Source organism: Streptomyces achromogenes, from assembly GCF_030816715.1.
GTDB lineage: Bacteria > Actinomycetota > Actinomycetes > Streptomycetales > Streptomycetaceae > Streptomyces > Streptomyces achromogenes_A.
The window spans coordinates 8,535,310-8,551,948 of sequence record NZ_JAUSYH010000001.1 but is presented as its reverse complement, the minus strand read 5'-3'; the positions used below and the strand labels follow the sequence as shown (position 1 = coordinate 8,551,948).

16 protein-coding genes and 1 pseudogene are annotated in these 16,639 nt (G+C 72.8%); 9 read left to right on the top strand and 8 right to left on the bottom strand.

Annotated elements, in window-relative coordinates:
- Positions 1-35 precede the first annotated feature (35 nt).
- On the top strand, positions 36-1,217 hold the full coding sequence (locus QF032_RS37575) for a sensor histidine kinase (protein ID WP_307059591.1): 1,182 nt from the start codon (positions 36-38) through the stop codon (positions 1,215-1,217).
- Positions 1,218-1,240: 23 nt separating this feature from the next.
- Positions 1,241-1,918 carry a response regulator gene (locus tag QF032_RS37570; RefSeq protein ID WP_307048979.1) on the top strand — a complete coding sequence of 226 codons (678 nt, stop codon included), beginning with the start codon at positions 1,241-1,243 and terminating at the stop codon, positions 1,916-1,918.
- Between the two features lie 50 nt (positions 1,919-1,968).
- On the opposite strand, the gene msrA is transcribed toward QF032_RS37570, so the two are convergent.
- Entirely contained in the window at positions 1,969-2,481 is a 513-nt protein-coding gene (gene msrA, locus QF032_RS37565; RefSeq protein WP_307048977.1) for a peptide-methionine (S)-S-oxide reductase MsrA, read from the bottom strand.
- Positions 2,482-2,861: 380 nt separating this feature from the next.
- Between msrA and QF032_RS37560 the strand changes: the two genes are divergently transcribed.
- Entirely contained in the window at positions 2,862-3,575 is a 714-nt protein-coding gene (locus tag QF032_RS37560; RefSeq protein WP_307048975.1) for a hypothetical protein, read from the top strand.
- 32 nt (positions 3,576-3,607) lie between these two features.
- On the opposite strand, the gene QF032_RS37555 is transcribed toward QF032_RS37560, so the two are convergent.
- From QF032_RS37555 to QF032_RS37545, 3 genes are all read right to left on the bottom strand, one after another.
- Positions 3,608-4,036 (bottom strand): ATP-binding protein, encoded by a 429-nt coding sequence (locus QF032_RS37555; RefSeq protein ID WP_307059589.1) that lies wholly within the window; start codon positions 4,034-4,036, stop codon positions 3,608-3,610.
- A 275-nt stretch (positions 4,037-4,311) separates the two neighbouring features.
- A complete protein-coding gene (locus QF032_RS37550; protein WP_307048971.1) occupies positions 4,312-4,974 on the bottom strand; it encodes a response regulator in 663 nt (220 codons plus the stop codon).
- Positions 4,971-6,146 carry a sensor histidine kinase gene (locus QF032_RS37545; RefSeq protein WP_307059587.1) on the bottom strand — a complete coding sequence of 392 codons (1,176 nt, stop codon included), beginning with the start codon at positions 6,144-6,146 and terminating at the stop codon, positions 4,971-4,973. Before QF032_RS37545 ends, QF032_RS37550 begins: the two co-directional genes overlap by 4 nt.
- 233 nt (positions 6,147-6,379) lie before the next feature.
- Here QF032_RS37545 and QF032_RS37540 point away from each other — a divergent pair, with 233 nt between their 5' ends.
- Positions 6,380-7,300: an ATP-binding cassette domain-containing protein gene (locus QF032_RS37540; protein ID WP_307059585.1), complete on the top strand. Its 921-nt coding sequence runs from the start codon at positions 6,380-6,382 to the stop codon at positions 7,298-7,300.
- Complete coding sequence (locus QF032_RS37535) at positions 7,297-8,145, top strand: ABC transporter permease (protein WP_307059583.1); 849 nt, start codon at positions 7,297-7,299, stop codon at positions 8,143-8,145. The genes QF032_RS37540 and QF032_RS37535 overlap by 4 nt, the downstream gene beginning before the upstream one ends.
- A gap of 54 nt (positions 8,146-8,199) precedes the next feature.
- On the opposite strand, the gene QF032_RS37530 is transcribed toward QF032_RS37535, so the two are convergent.
- From QF032_RS37530 to QF032_RS37520, 3 genes and pseudogenes are all read right to left on the bottom strand, one after another.
- Positions 8,200-9,129, bottom strand: coding sequence for a hypothetical protein (locus QF032_RS37530; protein ID WP_307048962.1), 930 nt, complete (start codon positions 9,127-9,129; stop codon positions 8,200-8,202).
- A 149-nt stretch (positions 9,130-9,278) separates the two neighbouring features.
- A pseudogene (locus QF032_RS37525) lies at positions 9,279-9,404 on the bottom strand (LysR family transcriptional regulator); the annotation flags it as partial.
- Between the two features lie 108 nt (positions 9,405-9,512).
- Positions 9,513-10,373 (bottom strand): restriction endonuclease, encoded by an 861-nt coding sequence (locus QF032_RS37520; RefSeq protein WP_307059581.1) that lies wholly within the window; start codon positions 10,371-10,373, stop codon positions 9,513-9,515.
- Between the two features lie 219 nt (positions 10,374-10,592).
- Between QF032_RS37520 and QF032_RS37515 the strand changes: the two genes are divergently transcribed.
- Together QF032_RS37515 and QF032_RS37510 are read left to right on the top strand one after the other, a co-directional pair.
- Complete coding sequence (locus QF032_RS37515; protein WP_306955567.1) at positions 10,593-10,943, top strand: hypothetical protein; 351 nt, start codon at positions 10,593-10,595, stop codon at positions 10,941-10,943.
- 74 nt (positions 10,944-11,017) lie between these two features.
- On the top strand, positions 11,018-12,127 hold the full coding sequence (locus QF032_RS37510) for a VanZ family protein (protein WP_307048958.1): 1,110 nt from the start codon (positions 11,018-11,020) through the stop codon (positions 12,125-12,127).
- A 1-nt stretch (position 12,128) separates the two neighbouring features.
- Here the strand turns inward: QF032_RS37510 and QF032_RS37505 are convergent, their stop codons facing one another.
- On the bottom strand, positions 12,129-12,578 hold the full coding sequence (locus tag QF032_RS37505; RefSeq protein ID WP_306955564.1) for a hypothetical protein: 450 nt from the start codon (positions 12,576-12,578) through the stop codon (positions 12,129-12,131).
- Positions 12,579-12,919: 341 nt separating this feature from the next.
- Here QF032_RS37505 and QF032_RS37500 point away from each other — a divergent pair, with 341 nt between their 5' ends.
- Both QF032_RS37500 and QF032_RS37495 read left to right on the top strand, forming a co-directional pair.
- Complete coding sequence (locus tag QF032_RS37500) at positions 12,920-15,046, top strand: DUF4139 domain-containing protein (RefSeq protein ID WP_307059579.1); 2,127 nt, start codon at positions 12,920-12,922, stop codon at positions 15,044-15,046.
- Positions 15,047-15,052: 6 nt separating this feature from the next.
- Positions 15,053-16,621 (top strand): mucoidy inhibitor MuiA family protein, encoded by a 1,569-nt coding sequence (locus tag QF032_RS37495; protein WP_307059577.1) that lies wholly within the window; start codon positions 15,053-15,055, stop codon positions 16,619-16,621.
- Positions 16,622-16,639: the final 18 nt, after the last annotated feature.

Sequence of the window (16,639 nt, the reverse complement as noted above, 5' to 3'; positions counted from 1 at the left end):
TCCTTCGGCCGGCCCGCGCTGCTTAGAGTGAGGAAATGGACGTGAGTATGGTGTGGCGCCAGTGGCTCGCCCGTCATGACCGTGTGCGCGACGCGCTCCCGGCAGTGCCGCTGATCGTGGTGGCCACGGCGGCGACCGCCGTCGGCGATTCCTCCTGGCACGAGCCGCGCTGGCAGGAGGCGGTGTGGACGGCGCTGTCCTGCCTGCCCCTGGTCGTCCGCAGCCGGTGGCCGCTGCCCGTCGCCCTCGTCACGCTGGCGACCGGACTCACCCTGATGGCCCTCGCCCCGAGCGCCGACAGGATCCCCGGGGCCGGCCTCGTCGCCCTGTACACCCTCGCCGTGCTCGGCAGCCGGCGCACCGCGTGGACCGTCGGCATCGTCGCGGCCGTGGCGATCACCGGGGTCCACGCCGGCTCTCACACGGAGTCCCTGGTGGGCGGGGCCGCCCTGCTGCGGTTCGACTTCGCGATCGCCGCCACCGCGCTGGGCCGCGCCGTCCGCAACCGCCGCGACCACCTCGCCGAGGCCAGGGAACGCGCGGCACGCGCCGAAAGCACGCAGGAGGAAGAAGCCAGGCGCCGCGTCGCCGAGGAACGGGTGCGCATCGCCCGCGATCTGCACGACGTCGTCGCCCATCACATCACCCTGGTCAACGCCCAGGCGGGAGTGGCCCACCACCTCATGCGCGCCAACCCCGACCAGGCGTACGAGGCGTTGGCCCACATCAAGGACAACAGTCGCGCCGCGCTCGACGAACTGCGGGCCACCGTGGGCCTGTTGCGCCAGATCGACGACGCCCCCGGCACCCGGGCCCCCATCCCCCGGCTCGCCGATCTCGACACCCTCGCCGCGGGGTTCCACGCGAGCGGGCTGCGCGTACGGGTGTCCCGCACCGGCACGCCCGCGCCGCAGGCCCCCGCGACCGAGCTGACCGCCTACCGCATCGTCCAGGAAGCGCTCACCAACACACACAAGCACGCGTCCGCCACACTGGCCGCCGTGACGCTGGAGTACGGCCCGCACACGCTCCGGGTCACCGTGACCGACGACGGACGACCCGGCGCGCCCGCGGCCGCGGGCACCGGCCACGGGCTGATCGGCATGCGGGAGCGCGCCACCGCCATCGGCGGGACCGTCACCGCGGGCCCCCGGCCCGAAGGCGGCTTCCAGGTCGTCGCCGACCTGCCGCTCACCCTGGCCCCCGCAACAGTCTGACGACCCGTGAGGACACCCCGCCCATGACGATCCGCGTTCTGCTCGCCGACGACCAGGCCCTGCTGCGGGGCACCTTCCGGCTGCTCCTCGACGCACAGCCGGACATGGAGGTCGTCGCCGAGGCGTCCAACGGCCGCGAGGCGGCACTGCTGGCGCGCAGCGAACGCGCCGACGTCGTGGTCATGGACATCCGGATGCCCGAGGTCGACGGCATCGAGGCGACCCGGCTGATCGGCCGGGACGAGGACATGGCCGGCGTCAAGGTCCTCGTCCTGACCACCTTCGAGGAGGACGAACTCGTCGTGGACGCGCTCCGGGCCGGCGCCAGCGGCTTCCTCGGCAAGGGCATCGAGCCTGACCAGCTCCTCGACGCCGTCCGCCTCGTCGCCGCCGGCGAGGCGTTGCTCTCCCCCACGGCCACCAAGGGCCTCATCGCGCGGGTCCTCTCCCACCCCTCCCCCGGTGACCTCGTGGACCCCGCGCGGCTGGCCGCGCTGACTCCCCGGGAACGCGAGGTGACGGCATTGGTCGCGACCGGCCTGTCCAACGACGAGATCGCCGAACGACTCTTCGTCACCCCGGTCACCGCGAAGACGCACGCCAACCGCGCGATGACCAAACTGGGCGCCCGCGACCGCGCCCAGCTGGTCGTCATCGCCTACGAGACCGGTCTGGTCCACGCCGGCGAAGCGCAGCGCTGACGCGGACCCGGGCGGCCCCGGGGTGAGCGCTGCGCCCTCGGCGCGGTGGGTCAGGCGTCGGAGCGGGCGGGGAGCCGCCAGCCCGGGCGCGGGAAGTGGCAGGTGTAGCCGTCGGGGTAGCGCTCCAGGTAGTCCTGGTGCTCGGGCTCGGCCTCCCAGAAGGGCCCGACCGGCTCCACCTCGGTGACGACCTTGCCCGGCCACAGTCCGGAGGCGTCCACATCGGCGATGGTGTCCTCGGCGATCCGCTTCTGCTCGTCGTCCACGTAGTAGATCGCCGAGCGGTAGCTGAGCCCGATGTCGTTGCCCTGGCGGTTTTCGGTGCTCGGGTCGTGGATCTGGAAGAAGAGCTCCAGGACGGTCCGGAAGTCGGTCTTCTCGGGGTCGAAGAGGATCTCGATGGCCTCCGCGTGGGTGCCGTGGTTGCGGTAGGTCGCGTTCGGCACGTCACCCCCGGTGTAGCCGACCCGGGTCGCGGTCACGCCCGGGAGCCGACGGATCAAGTCCTGCATTCCCCAGAAGCATCCGCCCGCCAGAACGGCCCTCTGCGTCTGCGCTGCCATGTCGGTTCCTTCTCCTCTCCGCCCCGGCCGCTCGCGCTGCGCGCTCGCCCACCGTCGGCGTCCCACCTTGGTGGATACGACAGCACGTGGAAGTCCCGGATAATTCCGCGCCCGCGGCGTCCGCCCCGCCCCGAAGGCCCCGCTCCCCGACCGCCCGTCTTCCCCCAAGACACGGCAAAACCTTCGCGGGGGTCGATCCTTTGACCTTGCCTTGAGTATCCGGTGATCATTCTGTGGCCGGCCGCCGCCTAAGGTCACTCCGGGCCCGGCAACCTTGCGGCCCCGCCGGCCAGGCCGTAGGCACCTCCGCTTCGCGCGCACCCGTTCCCGGTCCCCCACCCAGTTCCGGCGCACCATGCATGTCACTCTCGAGGACTTCGATGCGTCTCCCGTCCCATGCCGCCAAGCTGCTCGCCGTCGCGGCGCTCCCGCTGGCCCTGGCTGCCTGTTCCTCCTCCACGTCCGAGGACTCCGCCGCCGGTCCGGCCACGTCCACCGCGCCGTCGAAGGCCGCCGACCCCAACGCCGGTCTGCTGACGGGGACCCAACTGAAGAAGGCGCTCGCACCCGCCTCGTACTTCCCCTCCGGCTTCGCCCCCGACGCCGGTCTCGCCCGCGACACCGGCGACACCTACCAGGCGCCGGCCACGAAGAGCGCCGCCAAGCCGCACTGCGCCGATCTCGCGGCCACCAGCTGGATCAGCCTCACCGGTGTCGAGGGCGTGTCGTTCGCGCAGAGCTCCCACGTCAACAAGAACACGTCCGCCGAACTCGACCAGGAGATCGACGTCTACCGCGGCACCACGGGTGCGGACGTGCTCAAGGACCTGGCAGCCGTCGTCGCCGCCTGCCCGAGCTACACGGACTCCGACACCCACAGCAAGGTGAAGGTCACCGGCGCCGCCACGGCCGGACTCGGGGACGAGGCGTACACCATCACTCTCACCAGCGGCGCCTGGGAGACCGGCACCACGTTGATCGCCTCCCGCACCGGCACGGCCGTCGTCAGCGTGCTGTCCACGGACGGCGCGGACAACGGCGCGGCGAGCGCGAAGAAGCTCGCGGCACACGTGCTGGCCTCACTGAAGGCCTAGGTCGTGTCTGCAGGACGTCGACCGCCGCTCCGCTAGGACGGACGGCGGCCGGCGGTGGCGTCGCCCGGTGGGTCGGCGAGGGCGATACGGGCCGTGATGCGCTTGCCGACCGGCTCCTGCTCGACGAAGAGGTGCGCGGTGACGGCCTTGACGATCTCGAGGCCGTGCTGGCCGATCCTGTCCGGGTCGGCGGGCCGGGCCATGGGAACGGTGGGGTCGTTGTCCCACACGGCGACGTCCACACTGTCGGCGGTGAGACGCAGCTCCATCAGAACGGGGCCGGGGGCGTACTTGCGGGCGTTGGTGACCAGTTCGCTGACCACCAGCTGGATGATGTCCCGCACACGGTCGGACACGCGCAGCCGATGGTCGACGCGGGCCCGGTCGAGGAACGCGAGGGCGTGGTGACGGGCGTCGGCGATGCAGCCGTCGGCGCCGCCCATCGCGTAGGCGGTGCGCATGAGGTGCTGTCGCGGCCCGGTACAGCCGTCTCCGTCGGCATGCGATTCCACTCGTCTCGCCCTCACTCCCCCGTTACACGTGCGCCGGTACCCGCGATGTCTCTCGACATGCCTGTCACAGGAGTGTCGTCCGACACACCCGCCCGAAGCGGCCTCGGAGGGCTCGGGCCCACGGGGACGGGATTCCCGCGCGGGGGTGTGCGGGAACCCCGTTCAGCCGCGCGCGGGTGTGCGGGCGAGCCGCCCGGACCGACCGGAACGGGGTCGCCCGGTGGTCAACGAGGCGGGGGGACGAGCCCCGTCTCGTATGCCGTGATGACCAGTTGGACCCGGTCCCGGGCGCCCAGTTTCATGAGCAGCCGTGACACGTGGGACTTGGCGGTGGCCGTCGAGATGAAGAGGTCCTCGGCTATCTCGGTGTTCGACCGGCCGCGTCCGACCAGGGTCAGCACCTCCCGTTCGCGCTCGGTGATGCCCTCGACCGGGCGCGGAGGCTGCTCCGTCGCACGGGCGGGGCGCCTGACGAATTCCGCTATGAGACGGCGCGTCACCCCCGGCGCGATCAGGGCGTCGCCGGCCGCGACCACGCGGATCGCCGCGAGGATGTCGTCCAACCCCATGTCCTTGACCAGGAAGCCGCTCGCGCCGGCCCGGAGCGCCCCGTACACGTGGTCGTCCTCGTCGAAGGTGGTCAGAACCAGGACGCGGGTGGTCGCCGGACCGGCGGTGATCAGGCGGGTGGCCTCGATACCGTCCATGCCGGGCATCCGGATGTCCATGACGACGATGTCGGGGTCGGTGTCCTCGACCAGGCGGACGGCTTCCGCGCCGGTGGCGGCCTCGCCCACGACCTCGAGGTCGGGGTGGTCGGCCATGAGCACGCGCAGACCGGACCGCACCAGCGGCTGGTCGTCGGCGAGCACCACCCGGACGGTCATCGAGTGGCCGCCGCAGCTTCGGCGGGCGCGGGCAGCGGCAGTCGGGCGGCCACCCGGAAGCCGCCCTCGGGGCGCGGCCCGACGCTGAGCCGGCCGTGCAGGAGACCGACGCGTTCCCGCATCCCGATGATCCCGAAGCCGTGGACCGGATCGTCGCCGGTTGTGCCGCGTCCGTCGTCGACGATTTCCACGAGCAGCTCCGTGTCCGCGTAGTCGATGGACACGTGGCAGCGCCGAGTGCCCGCGTGGCGGACCACGTTGGTCAGCGCCTCCTGCACGATGCGGTAGGCCGACAGGTCGACGTCGGGCGGCACGTGACATCGCCGCCCGGTGCGGCGCACCTCGACGCTCACCCCGGCGTCCGCGGTCGCGGCCGCCAGCCGTTCGACGTCCGCGAGTCCGGACGGGGGCGAGAGCGGTGACTCCTGTGCGGCGGACTCGCCCCGGTCGGTCCTTCGCAGCGACACCAGGGTGCGCCGGAGGCCCGACAGTGTCTCCCTGCTGGTGGCCTCGATGACGCTCAGAGCCTCGCGCGCCTGCGCCGGCTGGGTCAGGATGACCCTGCTGCCGACGCCCGCCTGAATGGCGATGACGCCGATGCTGTGCGCCACCATGTCGTGCAACTCCCTTGCGATCCGCAGACGTTCAGCAGTCACCGCCTCGGCCACCTCCTGCGAGCGCAGCGCCGCCGCGTGCTCGCGGCGCTCGCGGCTGAGCAGGCCGGCCATGCAGGACGCGACCGCGGCCAGCAGGGCGATCAGCAGGTTGACGGCCACGGCGTCCCCGTGGGTGAAGCCGCCGATCACCAGGAACTGCACGGCCAAGGAGGCGCCCACGGCGACCCCCGCGTGCCCTCGCGGACAGGTCGCGACGATGAAGCCCAGCACCATGTCGACCGCCACAAACCCGAGGAACTGGCCCTGGTACGCCGCTGACAGGTCGTCGCCTACGGGGCTCGGCGGACCCAGCACCACGGCGGTGGACCCCACGACCGCCATGGCCAGAGCCGCCGACGGCCTGCGGCGGACCACGCCGACGAGCAGGCTCGCGGCCAGCAGCGCCCCCGCGCCGTGGACCGTGCCGGACGCCTGCGGCGCGACCCCCACCAGCAGAACCACCGTGAGGAGGTACAGGGCGCCGCCCGCCCAGGCCACGCCTGTCGTCCTCGTCATCGGCGGCCCTCCGTCCCGGGAGCGGCACCGCGGTGTGCGACGCGCACGGGCGCGGGCAAGGGCACGCGCACGGGCAGCGAAGTGATCGTCTCGGGGTTCACATCGCGAGACTAACCGGACGCCGCCGACGGGGCATCAGCCCGGGGACGTACGCCCACGGGCGAACCCCGGCCGCACGATTGCCGACCGAGGCCCCATGCCCGGAGGGGAGTTGTCCCGGCAGTGTGGCTGTCGTGATCGAAGTCAGTGAACTCACCAAGTGCTACGGCGGCAGGACGGCCGTCGACCATCTCTCCTTCACCGTGCGACCGGGCCGGGTCACCGGATTCCTCGGCCCCAACGGAGCCGGCAAGTCCACCACCCTGCGGATGATCCTGGGTCTGGACGCCCCCACCGCCGGCGCCGCCACCGTCGGCGGCATCCCTTTCCGCCGTCACCCGCGCGGACTGTGGCACGTCGGGGCCCTCCTCGACGCCGGCCAGGTGCACGGCGGACGCAGCGCGGCCGCCCATCTGTCCGCTCTGGCCCGCAGCAACGGCATCCCGCGCCGCCGGGTCGACGAGGTGCTGGGGGAGGCGGGGCTGGCCGAGGTGGCGCACCGCCGCGTCGGAGGGTTCTCCCTCGGCATGAAGCAGCGGCTTGGCATCGCGGCCGCCCTGCTCGGCGACCCGCCCGTGCTCATGTTCGACGAGCCGGTCAACGGCATGGATCTGGAAGGCGTGCTCTGGGTACGCCGCCTCTTCCGTCGGCTGGCCGCGGAGGGCCGCACGGTCTTCCTGTCCAGTCATCTGATGTCCGAGATGGAGAACACCGCCGACCATCTGGTCGTCGTCGGCCGGGGCCGCCTCCTCGCGGCCGAGCCGCTACGGGACTTCGCGGCTCGCGGCGCCCGACGCAGCGTCGTGGTCGTCACCCCTCAGGCCGTCAAGCTGACGGCCGTGCTCACCGCGGCGGGCGCTTCGGTCGAGCCGGACGGCCCGGCGGACGCCGGGAAGCTCTCCGTGCGGGGCCTCCCGGCCGACCGCGTCGGAGAGCTCGCCTTCGACAACCGTGTCCGCGTGGACGAACTGACCACCCGCACCGCCTCGCTCGAGACGGCTTTCATGGAACTGACCGCCGACAGCGTCGAATACCCGGCAGGACAACCCCGATGACGACGACCGAGATGACCGCACCCGCTTCCGAGCCCCCGACGGCCTCGGCCACGCGCCTCTCCGTGCCGCCCGCCCGCTTCCGCGACCTCGTGGCCGCCGAGTGGATCAAGGCGCGGTCCCTGCGTTCCACCCCGTGGACGCTCGCCCTCACCGTCCTGTTCGTCCTCGGGTCCGCCGCCGTCGCCACCTGGTCGGACGCGGCCGCGCTCTCCGGACCTGCCGCCTTCCTCCCCTTCGACGCCTACCCCCCGGCCGGTTACTGGACGCTGATCCTGGTCGCCGGCAGCATGGGCACCCTCACCGTCGTGAGCGAGTACGGCAGCGGTCTGATCCGCACCACCACCGTGGCCGTCCCCGCCCGGGGCTCGGTCGTGCTGGCGAAGGCCGTCGTCACCGCCGCGCTGTGGACGGCGGTCGGCACGGCCGCCTCCACCGGTTCCTTCCTGGTCTCCCAGGCCATTCTGGACGGGCACCACGCCGGCGTTCCGATCACCCACCCCGGGGTGTTCCGGGCGCTGGCGGCGTCCGCGCTGCTGGCCCCGGTCAGCGCGCTGGTCGGTCTGGGCCTCGGCGTTCTGCTCCGGCACGCCGCCGGGACCATGGTCACCTGTGTCTTCGTGCTGCTGATGCTGCCCCTCATGTTCTCGGAGAGCAGCCGTTGGTCGGCGGACGTCAGACACGCGCTGGTGGCGTCCGCCTGGAAGCGCCTGGTCCAGAACTGGGGACCGGGCCCCGATTCCCTCGGCTACACCGCCACGGTCACCGGCTCCTGGATCGTCTACACGCTCTGGCCGCTGGTCACCGTCGCGCTCGCCGTGCTCGTCGTCAGGCGTCGCGACGTGTGAGCGCGTCTCCGCCAGGGCGCCCCGCGCCTGTGGGGCACCCTGCGCGGGCCCCGCCTATCCACCCGAGAGCCGTGCCATCAGCGCCACTCCCTCCTCGGTGAGCTTGACGTACACACCTCCGTCCGACGTGGCGACCCGGGTGAACTCACCGTCGTGCCACCAGAACACCGCGGGGCTCAACGCGCCCGGGAACTTCTCGTGCCCCACGGCGGCGAACCGGGCCATGAGGTTCAGTGAGGGGAGCACGTCACTGTCGCGAATGACGTGGAAGGCGAGTTGGTGGCGGTGCGGCAGTGCGACCAGTACGCCGTCCGGCGTCGGTGTGTCCTTGCTGTGCCGGCGTACGACCTCGTCGAGGAGCAGGGCGAGGCTCGCGACGAAGTACGAGTCGCCCATCAGCACGTCGAAGCGGGCGCCGCTCTTGTCCTTGACCTTCTCGTGCTTGTCGACGCGGACGTCCCGCAGGTTCTGGAACGCCCGCTCGCGCAGTGCCGTGAGGTCGCCCAGGTCGGCGAGGTCGTCCGCCGTCAGCATGTCGACGGTCTCCGGGAGGTCGAGTGCCAGCACCTCCAGCAGGCCCGGTACCGACGGGGGGCCGTAACCGAACGCCTTGAGAAGCCTGGGCTCGCCGGGAATGAACCGGGGGTGCAGCCGGGTCAGCACCTGTTCGCGCGGCAGCGCCTTGAGGGCCTGCCGTCCGTCCAGCGAACGTACGACGCGGTCGACGTGCTGGTCCACGAGCGTCCGCCAGCGACGAGGTCCGCTGCTGTCGTTGTGGCAGGCGGCCGCGAGGTTCGTGAGGCCGAACCGCCAGCCCGCGCCCGTGGTCACGCGTCCCGACTCGACGGTCACCTCGATTCCGCGCTCCGCGAAGGCGTCACGGACGAAGACCCGCAACCGGGCGGCCTCCGCCTCGGACAGGTACGTGAACTCCGGGTCGCGTGGCTGGTCCACGCCGTCACGACGCTCTCCACGTCCGAACATGCCCACAGGATCTCCCTCGCATCGAGGACGCGGATCATAACGACGGCAGGTAAGAACCCCTTCTCACGGTGTCCGCCATCGGCGGACGCCCCTTAACCCGACGCCGGCGAGGGGCCGTTCGCCGGCCGCTACCGCGTGGCGGGGCCGGCTGCGAGCAAGGCGGGAGTGGCGACGTCGTCGATGACGCGGGCGGTGAGCCGGTCGCGGTGACTCGCGGCCACCGAGGTGCCGAGAACGGCGACGCCGAGTCCCCGGGCGGCGAGATCGGCGATGGCGTGGCTGCGCGTGCTCGACCAGCGCGAGTTCGCCCACCCCGCCCGCTGAACCCTTCCCTTGTTGCACCACACGCCTGGTGCGCCCGATCACCAGGGCGTCCCGGCCTGTCACTCGCTCGGTGACTCCTGGCCGGCCAGGAACTCGTACTCCCACGGTCGTGGTCCCACGCCGTCCTGCCAGCGCAGGAGTTCTCGACCGTCCACGCAGACGATGCCGCACTGCCCGGCGTACTCGAGCGCGGGACCGGTGAAGTCGCTCGTGGTCACCACGACGGCGACATCGGCCCCGTGAACGGTGTAACACGTGCCGCCGAACCGCTGCATGTCCTGGGAGCCGACGCGGTTGCCGTCGCTGTAGCGCTTGCACTGGACGACGACCAGGCGTCCGTCCGGCGTCCTCGCCACGACGTCCGCGCCCAGGTCGCCGGCGCCGCCCACGACGTCGACGTCCCGGCAGCCGTCCCGTCGGCACAGGTCGGCTATCGCCTGCTCGAACTCGTCGGGGTCCAGGGCCTCGTAGGCGGTCTCCTCCGTCTCGACGGCCACCTCGTCCACGGCGTCCACGGGGGCGAAGGGGTCGACGAGGAGGAGGGTCCGTTCCGTGCCGTCTCGACCGGCAGGGGGCTCGGCCGCACAGCCGGGCTCGGGCGCAGGGGCGGGGGACGGGGCGTCGAGGACCTCGACCGCCGTCATCGTGGCCTCGTCCAGGGCTGCCGCGGCGCGGCGCGCCAGCCTGGCCGCCGATATCCTGCGCCCGCGACGGCAACCCGCCACGACGGCGCCGGCTGCCACGAGCGCGAGCGCGACGGCCCACGCGGGACGGCGTTCGGCGGCCGCCGCAGCCGTGCGGGCGACCGTGCCCACCAGGGTCAGCAGCACCGCCAGAAGGACGAAGTACAGCGCCGTCGCCCGGAGTTCGAACCGGCGGGGGCGGCGCACGGGACGCGGAGCACGTACGGGTACGGCCATGGTGATGCTTCCTCCCCGAGGACGTCACTGAAGATCAAAAGCCGTCTTCCCAGGTACGGACGGTTTACGGATGCTTCTGCCGGGTGTCGGCGATCTCACCTGCCCGTAGTGCCGTGGTGCGGTGCAGCCCGGTGAAGTCCGGCGCCGTGCACACTCCCCCGGGGGTCGGCCACGCGGTAATCCGTCCCGCCGAACCGGGTCCCCTCGTAGGCTGCGACCATGCAGCAATCCGAGATCATGCAGCGAGTCGTCGGCATCCTCACCGAAGCGATCGAGATGCGGCGACAGGCCCGCGAGAACCCGGACGCCAAGGCCGCACTGACGGGGTCCATCTCCGCGCTCCTCGCCGAGACCCTGCCCGAGATCAAGCTGCCCGCCGACGCCACCGCCCAGGAGACCACGGCCATCATCACGGAGGCGCTGGGGCCGGCCATCGTCGCTCTTTCCACCTGCTTCTCCTACGCCTTCGTGCACCTGGCCGAGGTCCACGACGAGGGAAACACCGACACCTCGACCGCTGACGTCCTGCGGTCGCTGTCCCTCCAGTTCGCACGGCGGGACGGCGCCTGAACCCGACGTCGTGCCGGCTGAACCCGGGGGCGCCTGTTCGGCGCCCTCCGGCCTCCCATCCTGAGAGTCCCCTCGTGATCGAAGCGTCCGTCGCGGCCGTACCCGGGCTGCTCGTCTCCTTCCTGGTCCTCGCCGCCGTCGTGGCGGTTCCCACCGCACTGGTGGCGAAGGCCCTCGGCAGGCCCTGGCCGCTGCGCACCGCCCTGGCAGTCCACCTGGCCGGCGTCCTGGCGGTGACACTGCTGCCCGGTGACGCCGGCCTGCAGGGGTGGCAGTGCGACACGGGAGCGCCCTCGCACCTGTTCACGTCGGAGAGTTCCCTGCTGAACGTCGCCCTTTTCGCACCGGCGGGGTTCCTGGCCGTCCAGCTGTTCCGGCGGCCTGTCACGGTGGCTGCCGCAGGGGCCGTCCTGAGTGCGGCGGTCGAACTGACGCAGTCGGCCGCGCCATTGGGCCGGTCGTGCAGCGTGACCGATCTCGCGGCGAACGCGACGGGGGCCGTGGCCGGCTCCCTGGTCGGGACGCTGTGGCTCTGCCTGCGACACACTCCCCCGCACCGACCGCTGCGCGATCTCCTGGGAGGTGTCGCCCTCGCCGCGGCCGGCGCCATGGCGGTGACGACGGTCTTCCACAGCCGTGTCACCGGAGTGAACATCGTGGCCCTCGACGAGCAGCGACACGACTTCGCTGAATCCTCCGTCCAGGCCGACGAGTGGCTCACCTCCGCGGCGGAGGGCATCTACGGCAGCGGCACCGAGGTCACCGGTTCCGCCACGGAGAAGAACGGTGCCCGGCTGAAGATCACCGTGGACACGAACCGCGGCAGCGTCTCGGGGTGGTGGCCCGACAAGGAACTGGTCAGCGCCTCGTCGTCGAACCGGCGTGGTGGAGCAGGGCCTCTCAGCGAGAAGCAGGTCGTGGAAGCGGCCGACGAGTTCGCGCTTCGGTGGGTTCCGCGGTACGCCGCAGGGCGCGAGCGGACGATCCGTTCCGTCGGGGACGGCCCCACCCGGATCTACCGGGTGACCTACCGGCGTCCTCCGGTGGGTGGGACGACTCCCGTGCGCCTCGCCCTCACCGTGGACGTCACCGCCGGTGCCGGCACCCGTACCGGTACCGAGGCCAGGGTCACCGGGTTCTCCGTCGGCAGGGCCGAAGGGCCCGTCCCGTCGGGCCGGCCGTGAGTCAGCAGGCGTCGTACTTCCAGGCGTCGCCCTCCAACGTCCACGGCTGTGCCTTCTGGTCGAACTTCGGCAGCCCCGTCACCTTGTAACCGGCACGCCCCGTCCTGCCGGAGACCTCGGCCCGCACGTCACTCACCGTATGGTCCTCGCCGTAGTCGGCCGACGCCTTCTTCACGACCTCGGCGTACGCGGTCTTGGTGATCTCCTTCGCGCAGCGCGCGGACAGCATGCCGTACGCGGTGTCCGCGTCGCCGGCGAAGTAGGAGGCGGTGTAGACGGCAACGGCCGCCTTCAGGTCGTCGCCCTCGTGCTCCGCGGGAACGCTGATGGTGGGCTCGGCGACGGGCGTGCCCGAGTCGCTCGCCACCGGGGCGTCGTCGTCGGACGAGGAGCAGGCGGTGAGCGCGGCGAGAAGCAGGGCCGCGGTGACGATGGTGGCGCGGATGCGCATGGTGTCCCCCCTGGACGTGAAGCTTGCGCAGGAATGGTGCCATGGCCGACATGGCGGAAGACCCCGCCGGGAGGATTTCGCGGGGCCCTGTGACCAGGCTGCTGCTCAGATGTGACAGTCGGGCGGACCCCGGCGGTGCTCAGCACGCGGGGACGACCGTGATCAGGGCCCTCACGACGGTGAGCTTCACCCGGTCCTCCTAGCGCATGTGGTCGGTGTGCCGACCCGTGCGTTGCCTGTCAGCCCGCTCGGCCCGGTCGCGACGGCGGCGACTTCGCCCACGGCGCCCGCCTCCCCGGACGTAGGCTTCGCCCAGCACTGACATGACGGGGGCGGAGCACATGACGGATGGGACAGCACCGAGGTGGGGGTCGGCCCTCGATTCGGTCGTGGTGTACGCGCAGGGCGCCGTCTGCCGCCGCCTGGCCCGCGGCAGTGTGCCGCCGGGCGGCCGGGTCCGCGTGACCGGTCTCCCACGCGTGCTGGACGCCGGATCCCTGCGCGTCCGTGTCACCGGCGGCGAGGGTTCACGCGTCATCGAGGCACGCGTGGAGGTCGAGGCGGAGCCGCTCGGCGCCACCGTGCCCGACGCCTTGCGCAGCGAGGTGGAGGCGCTGCGCGAGGAGTGCGCGGCGGCGCAGGCCCGCCATGACCGGCAGGTGCGACTGATCGACGAGGTCAGGGCTCTGCGTCCGGTCCCGCCCGCCCGCAGGCGGGACGACCCGCACCGCCGCACCCCGGTCGACGCGTGGCTGGAACTCGCCGACTTCGTCGACGAACGGCTCACCGGACTGCACTCCCGTCTCGCCGAGCTGGAGAAGGCGCTGGGCCGGGCCGAGCACGCCCTCGCGGTCGCCGCCGACCGGCTGGAACGCGCCTCCAGCGACGCCCCGCCCGCCCACGTGCGGACCACGGTCTCCGTGCTGGTGACCTTCGACGGCGCCGGGGACGCGGAGGAGGAAGTGGAGTTGGAGTACGCGGTGCCCGGCGCGGTCTGGGCGCCGGCCTACCGGCTCACGCACCGTCAGGGCGAGAGCAGCGGACGCCTGGTGCTGCGCGCCTCCATCGCTCAGCGCACCGGCGAGGACTGGACCGGCGTCCAGCTCGCCCTGGCCACCGCCGATCTCGGGCGCCGTACCGATCTGCCCCGGCTCCGCTCGCTGCGCATCGGACGCCGCCAGCCGGACCCGATCCCGTCCGGCTGGCGCGAACCGCCGTCGGGTCTGGCCGATTTGTTCGCCGGGTACGACGCGGCCGGTCGGCGCCCCGACGCGACCCACGCCGGCGGCGTCGGGGGCCGTCCTGTGCCCGTGACGGCGGCTGGCACTCCCGCCCCTGCTCCCCTGCCGCCGATGCCGATGCCGACGGCACCGCAGGGTTACGGCCAGCCGCTCGCCGCGCCGCCCCCGCCGGCATACGGCGCACCGCCCCCGGCCCCGATGCCCGGCGGTACCCACCCGCAGGCTTTCGGCGGCGAAGGCACCGCACAGCAGGCCTCCCGCCCGGGCGGCGGGAGTCGCTCCCCCGCCGCGCGGGCCGCCATGGCTCCCCCGGCGATGCCCGCGGCCCCCGGTCGGGCCGCGCCGCCTCGGCCTTCGGTACCCGCACCGGCGGTCCCCGGTCACGCCGGGCCGCCGCGGCCGAGCGGATCCGAACTCGACTACACGGCTCTCGTCCTGTGCGGACCCGACGAACCGCGTGCTCGCCGCGGCCGGCTGTTCCCCGACGTTCCCTTCGACCCGACGGCGGCCGAGTACCGCCGCCGGGCCGAGAGCGTGGCGGCGCTGGCGCTGCCCGCACACGCCGTGCGGCCCCGCGAGTCGGCGGGTTCGTTCGACCACCGCTTCGACGCCGTCGCCCGGGCCGACATCCCGTCCGACGGCACCTGGCACACCGTCACCGTCGGTGAGATCTGGGTCGGTCTGCGCACCGAGTACCTCTGTGTGCCGTCCGTGGAGCAGACCGTGTACGCGACGCTGGCCCTCTCCAACGCCACCGACCAGGCTCTGCTGGCGGGCCCCGTGGAGATCACCGCCGGCGACGACTTCCTGCTGACCGCGGCCCTGCCCACCCTCGCGCCCGGCGGTGTGTGCCGGGTGGGGCTGGGGCAGGCCGAGGGCGTCCGGGTGACCCGCCGCACGAATCTGCACGAGTCGACCTCGGGGCTGCGCAACACCACCACCGTGCTCGACCACCGCGTCCACGTGGAGCTGGCCAACCGGCTCGCCGAGCCGGTCACCGTGGAGGTCCGCGAACGGGTTCCGGTCTCCTCCGATCCGGACGTCCGGATCGAGGAACGAGCCGACTGGACCGCGCCCCACCCGGACACCGACACCGAACCCCACACGCCCGGCACCCGCGTCTGGCGGGTCGAGCTGCCCGCCGGCGCCACCACCGCCCTCGACGGCGGCTACGAGATCCGCATCCCCTCCGCCAAGACCTTGGCCGGCGGCAACCGCAGGAGCTGACGCACCATGTCCACGGCACCCGAGCCGATCCCCCTGCCCGTCACGGCCGTCACCTGTCTGGAGGACCGCGCCCACGTCGAGCGCACCGCCGTCCTCGACCTCGAGGCCGGCATCCAGCGGCTGCGTCTGGGCCCGGTGAGCGCGCTGGCCGTCGACCGCACGCTGCACGCCGAGCTCAGCGCCGACGCCCCGGCGACCGTGCTCGACGCCCGGATCGTCCGGGTCTGGAGCCCGCGCGGGCCCCGGCCCACCGACGACGACACCGCCCTGCGGCACCGCGTGCACGCCCTCGAAGAGGAACTGCTCGTCCTGGGCCGGCAGCGAGACCGGCTGCACACCCGCCTCGACACGCTCGGCCGCCTTGCCGCCGACCTGCTGCGCGAGATCGGTGAGGGCGCCGGTCACGGAGAGGTCGAAGGGCCGCGCTGGGACCGCGAACTGGACCGTCTGGACGGCGAGCGGGACTCCTGCGGAGAGCAACTGCGCACCGTGGACGCCCGGTTCGCCGCCCGCACCGCCGAACTCGCGGCGGCGCGGGGGGCGATGGACCTCGCTGAGGAAGAACCCGCCGAACTGACCGGCCACATCGAACTGACCGTGGAGGCCACGGCCGCGGGGCCGGCCGGTCTGCGGCTGAGCCACCTCACCGCCTGTGCGCTGTGGCGGCCCGTCTACCGAGCGGTGCTCGACGGGGACTCCCTCACCCTGGAGACCGACGCGATGGTCTGGCAGCGCACCGGCGAGGACTGGTCCGACGTGGCGCTGACCCTGTCCACGGCCCGTTCGGCGCAGGCTGCCGCCCCGCCGCGACTGCACGAGGACCGGCTCACCCTGCAGGACCGCTCCCCCGCGGAGCGCCGCATCGTCGACGTCGAACTGCGCGAGGAGGAGATCGCCGACCTAGGCCCGACTCCGGTGGTCGGCCTGCCGGGAGTGGACGACGGCGGCGAGACGCGGGTGCTGCACGCCCCCGCTCCGGTCCGCGTCCCGGGGGACGGGCGTGCCCACCGTGTGCCACTCTCCGCGTTCACCACGACCCCGGGCGTCGAGCACGCCTGCGCGCCCGAGTTGTCCCCGCTGGTCACCCAGGTGGCCCGGTTCGACAACCTCTCCGGCCACGCCCTGCTCGCCGGCCCGGTCGACCTGGTGCGCCGCAGTGGGTACAGCGGCCGCGGCGCGCTGGACTTCACCGCGCCCGGGGCCCGCGCCGAACTCGCCTTCGGCAGCCTCGACGACCACCGCGTCGTCCGGCAGACCGAAGAGGTCCGCGACACCTCCGCCCTCACCCAGCGGACCGTGCTGACCCGCACCGTCCGACTCCATCTGTCCCGCTTCTCCGCCCCCGACGCCCCGCACGCCCGCGAAGAAGGAGCGATCGTCGTGCGCGAACGGATGCCCGTCTCCGAGATCTCCGCCGTGCAGACGCGCCTGCTCGAAGACGCGTGCTCCCCCGCGCCCGATGCCGTCGACGCCGACGGCATCGTCCGGTGGAACCTCGCCCTCGCACCGGGCGGTCACCGCACCGTCACCCTCGTCTACGAGATGACGGCGAGCAGCAAGGTCAGCGGCCTCTAGCGGCCCGGGACCCCGCTC

Bases quoted from the DNA above. Each gene is read 5' to 3' on its own strand.
- QF032_RS37570 (WP_307048979.1), top strand. From the start codon at position 1,241: ATGACGATCCGCGTTCTGCTCGCCGACGACCAGGCCCTGCTGCGGGGC.
- QF032_RS37555 (WP_307059589.1), bottom strand. From the start codon at position 4,036: ATGCGCACCGCCTACGCGATGGGCGGCGCCGACGGCTGCATCGCCGAC.
- QF032_RS37575 (WP_307059591.1), top strand. From the start codon at position 36: ATGGACGTGAGTATGGTGTGGCGCCAGTGGCTCGCCCGTCATGACCGT.
- QF032_RS37500 (WP_307059579.1), top strand. From the start codon at position 12,920: ATGACGGATGGGACAGCACCGAGGTGGGGGTCGGCCCTCGATTCGGTC.
- msrA (WP_307048977.1), bottom strand. From the start codon at position 2,481: ATGGCAGCGCAGACGCAGAGGGCCGTTCTGGCGGGCGGATGCTTCTGG.
- QF032_RS37550 (WP_307048971.1), bottom strand. From the start codon at position 4,974: ATGACCGTCCGGGTGGTGCTCGCCGACGACCAGCCGCTGGTGCGGTCC.
- QF032_RS37530 (WP_307048962.1), bottom strand. From the start codon at position 9,129: ATGTTCGGACGTGGAGAGCGTCGTGACGGCGTGGACCAGCCACGCGAC.
- QF032_RS37505 (WP_306955564.1), bottom strand. From the start codon at position 12,578: ATGCGCATCCGCGCCACCATCGTCACCGCGGCCCTGCTTCTCGCCGCG.
- QF032_RS37495 (WP_307059577.1), top strand. From the start codon at position 15,053: ATGTCCACGGCACCCGAGCCGATCCCCCTGCCCGTCACGGCCGTCACC.
- QF032_RS37560 (WP_307048975.1), top strand. From the start codon at position 2,862: ATGCGTCTCCCGTCCCATGCCGCCAAGCTGCTCGCCGTCGCGGCGCTC.
- QF032_RS37520 (WP_307059581.1), bottom strand. From the start codon at position 10,373: ATGGCCGTACCCGTACGTGCTCCGCGTCCCGTGCGCCGCCCCCGCCGG.
- QF032_RS37545 (WP_307059587.1), bottom strand. From the start codon at position 6,146: ATGACGAGGACGACAGGCGTGGCCTGGGCGGGCGGCGCCCTGTACCTC.
- QF032_RS37515 (WP_306955567.1), top strand. From the start codon at position 10,593: ATGCAGCAATCCGAGATCATGCAGCGAGTCGTCGGCATCCTCACCGAA.
- QF032_RS37535 (WP_307059583.1), top strand. From the start codon at position 7,297: ATGACGACGACCGAGATGACCGCACCCGCTTCCGAGCCCCCGACGGCC.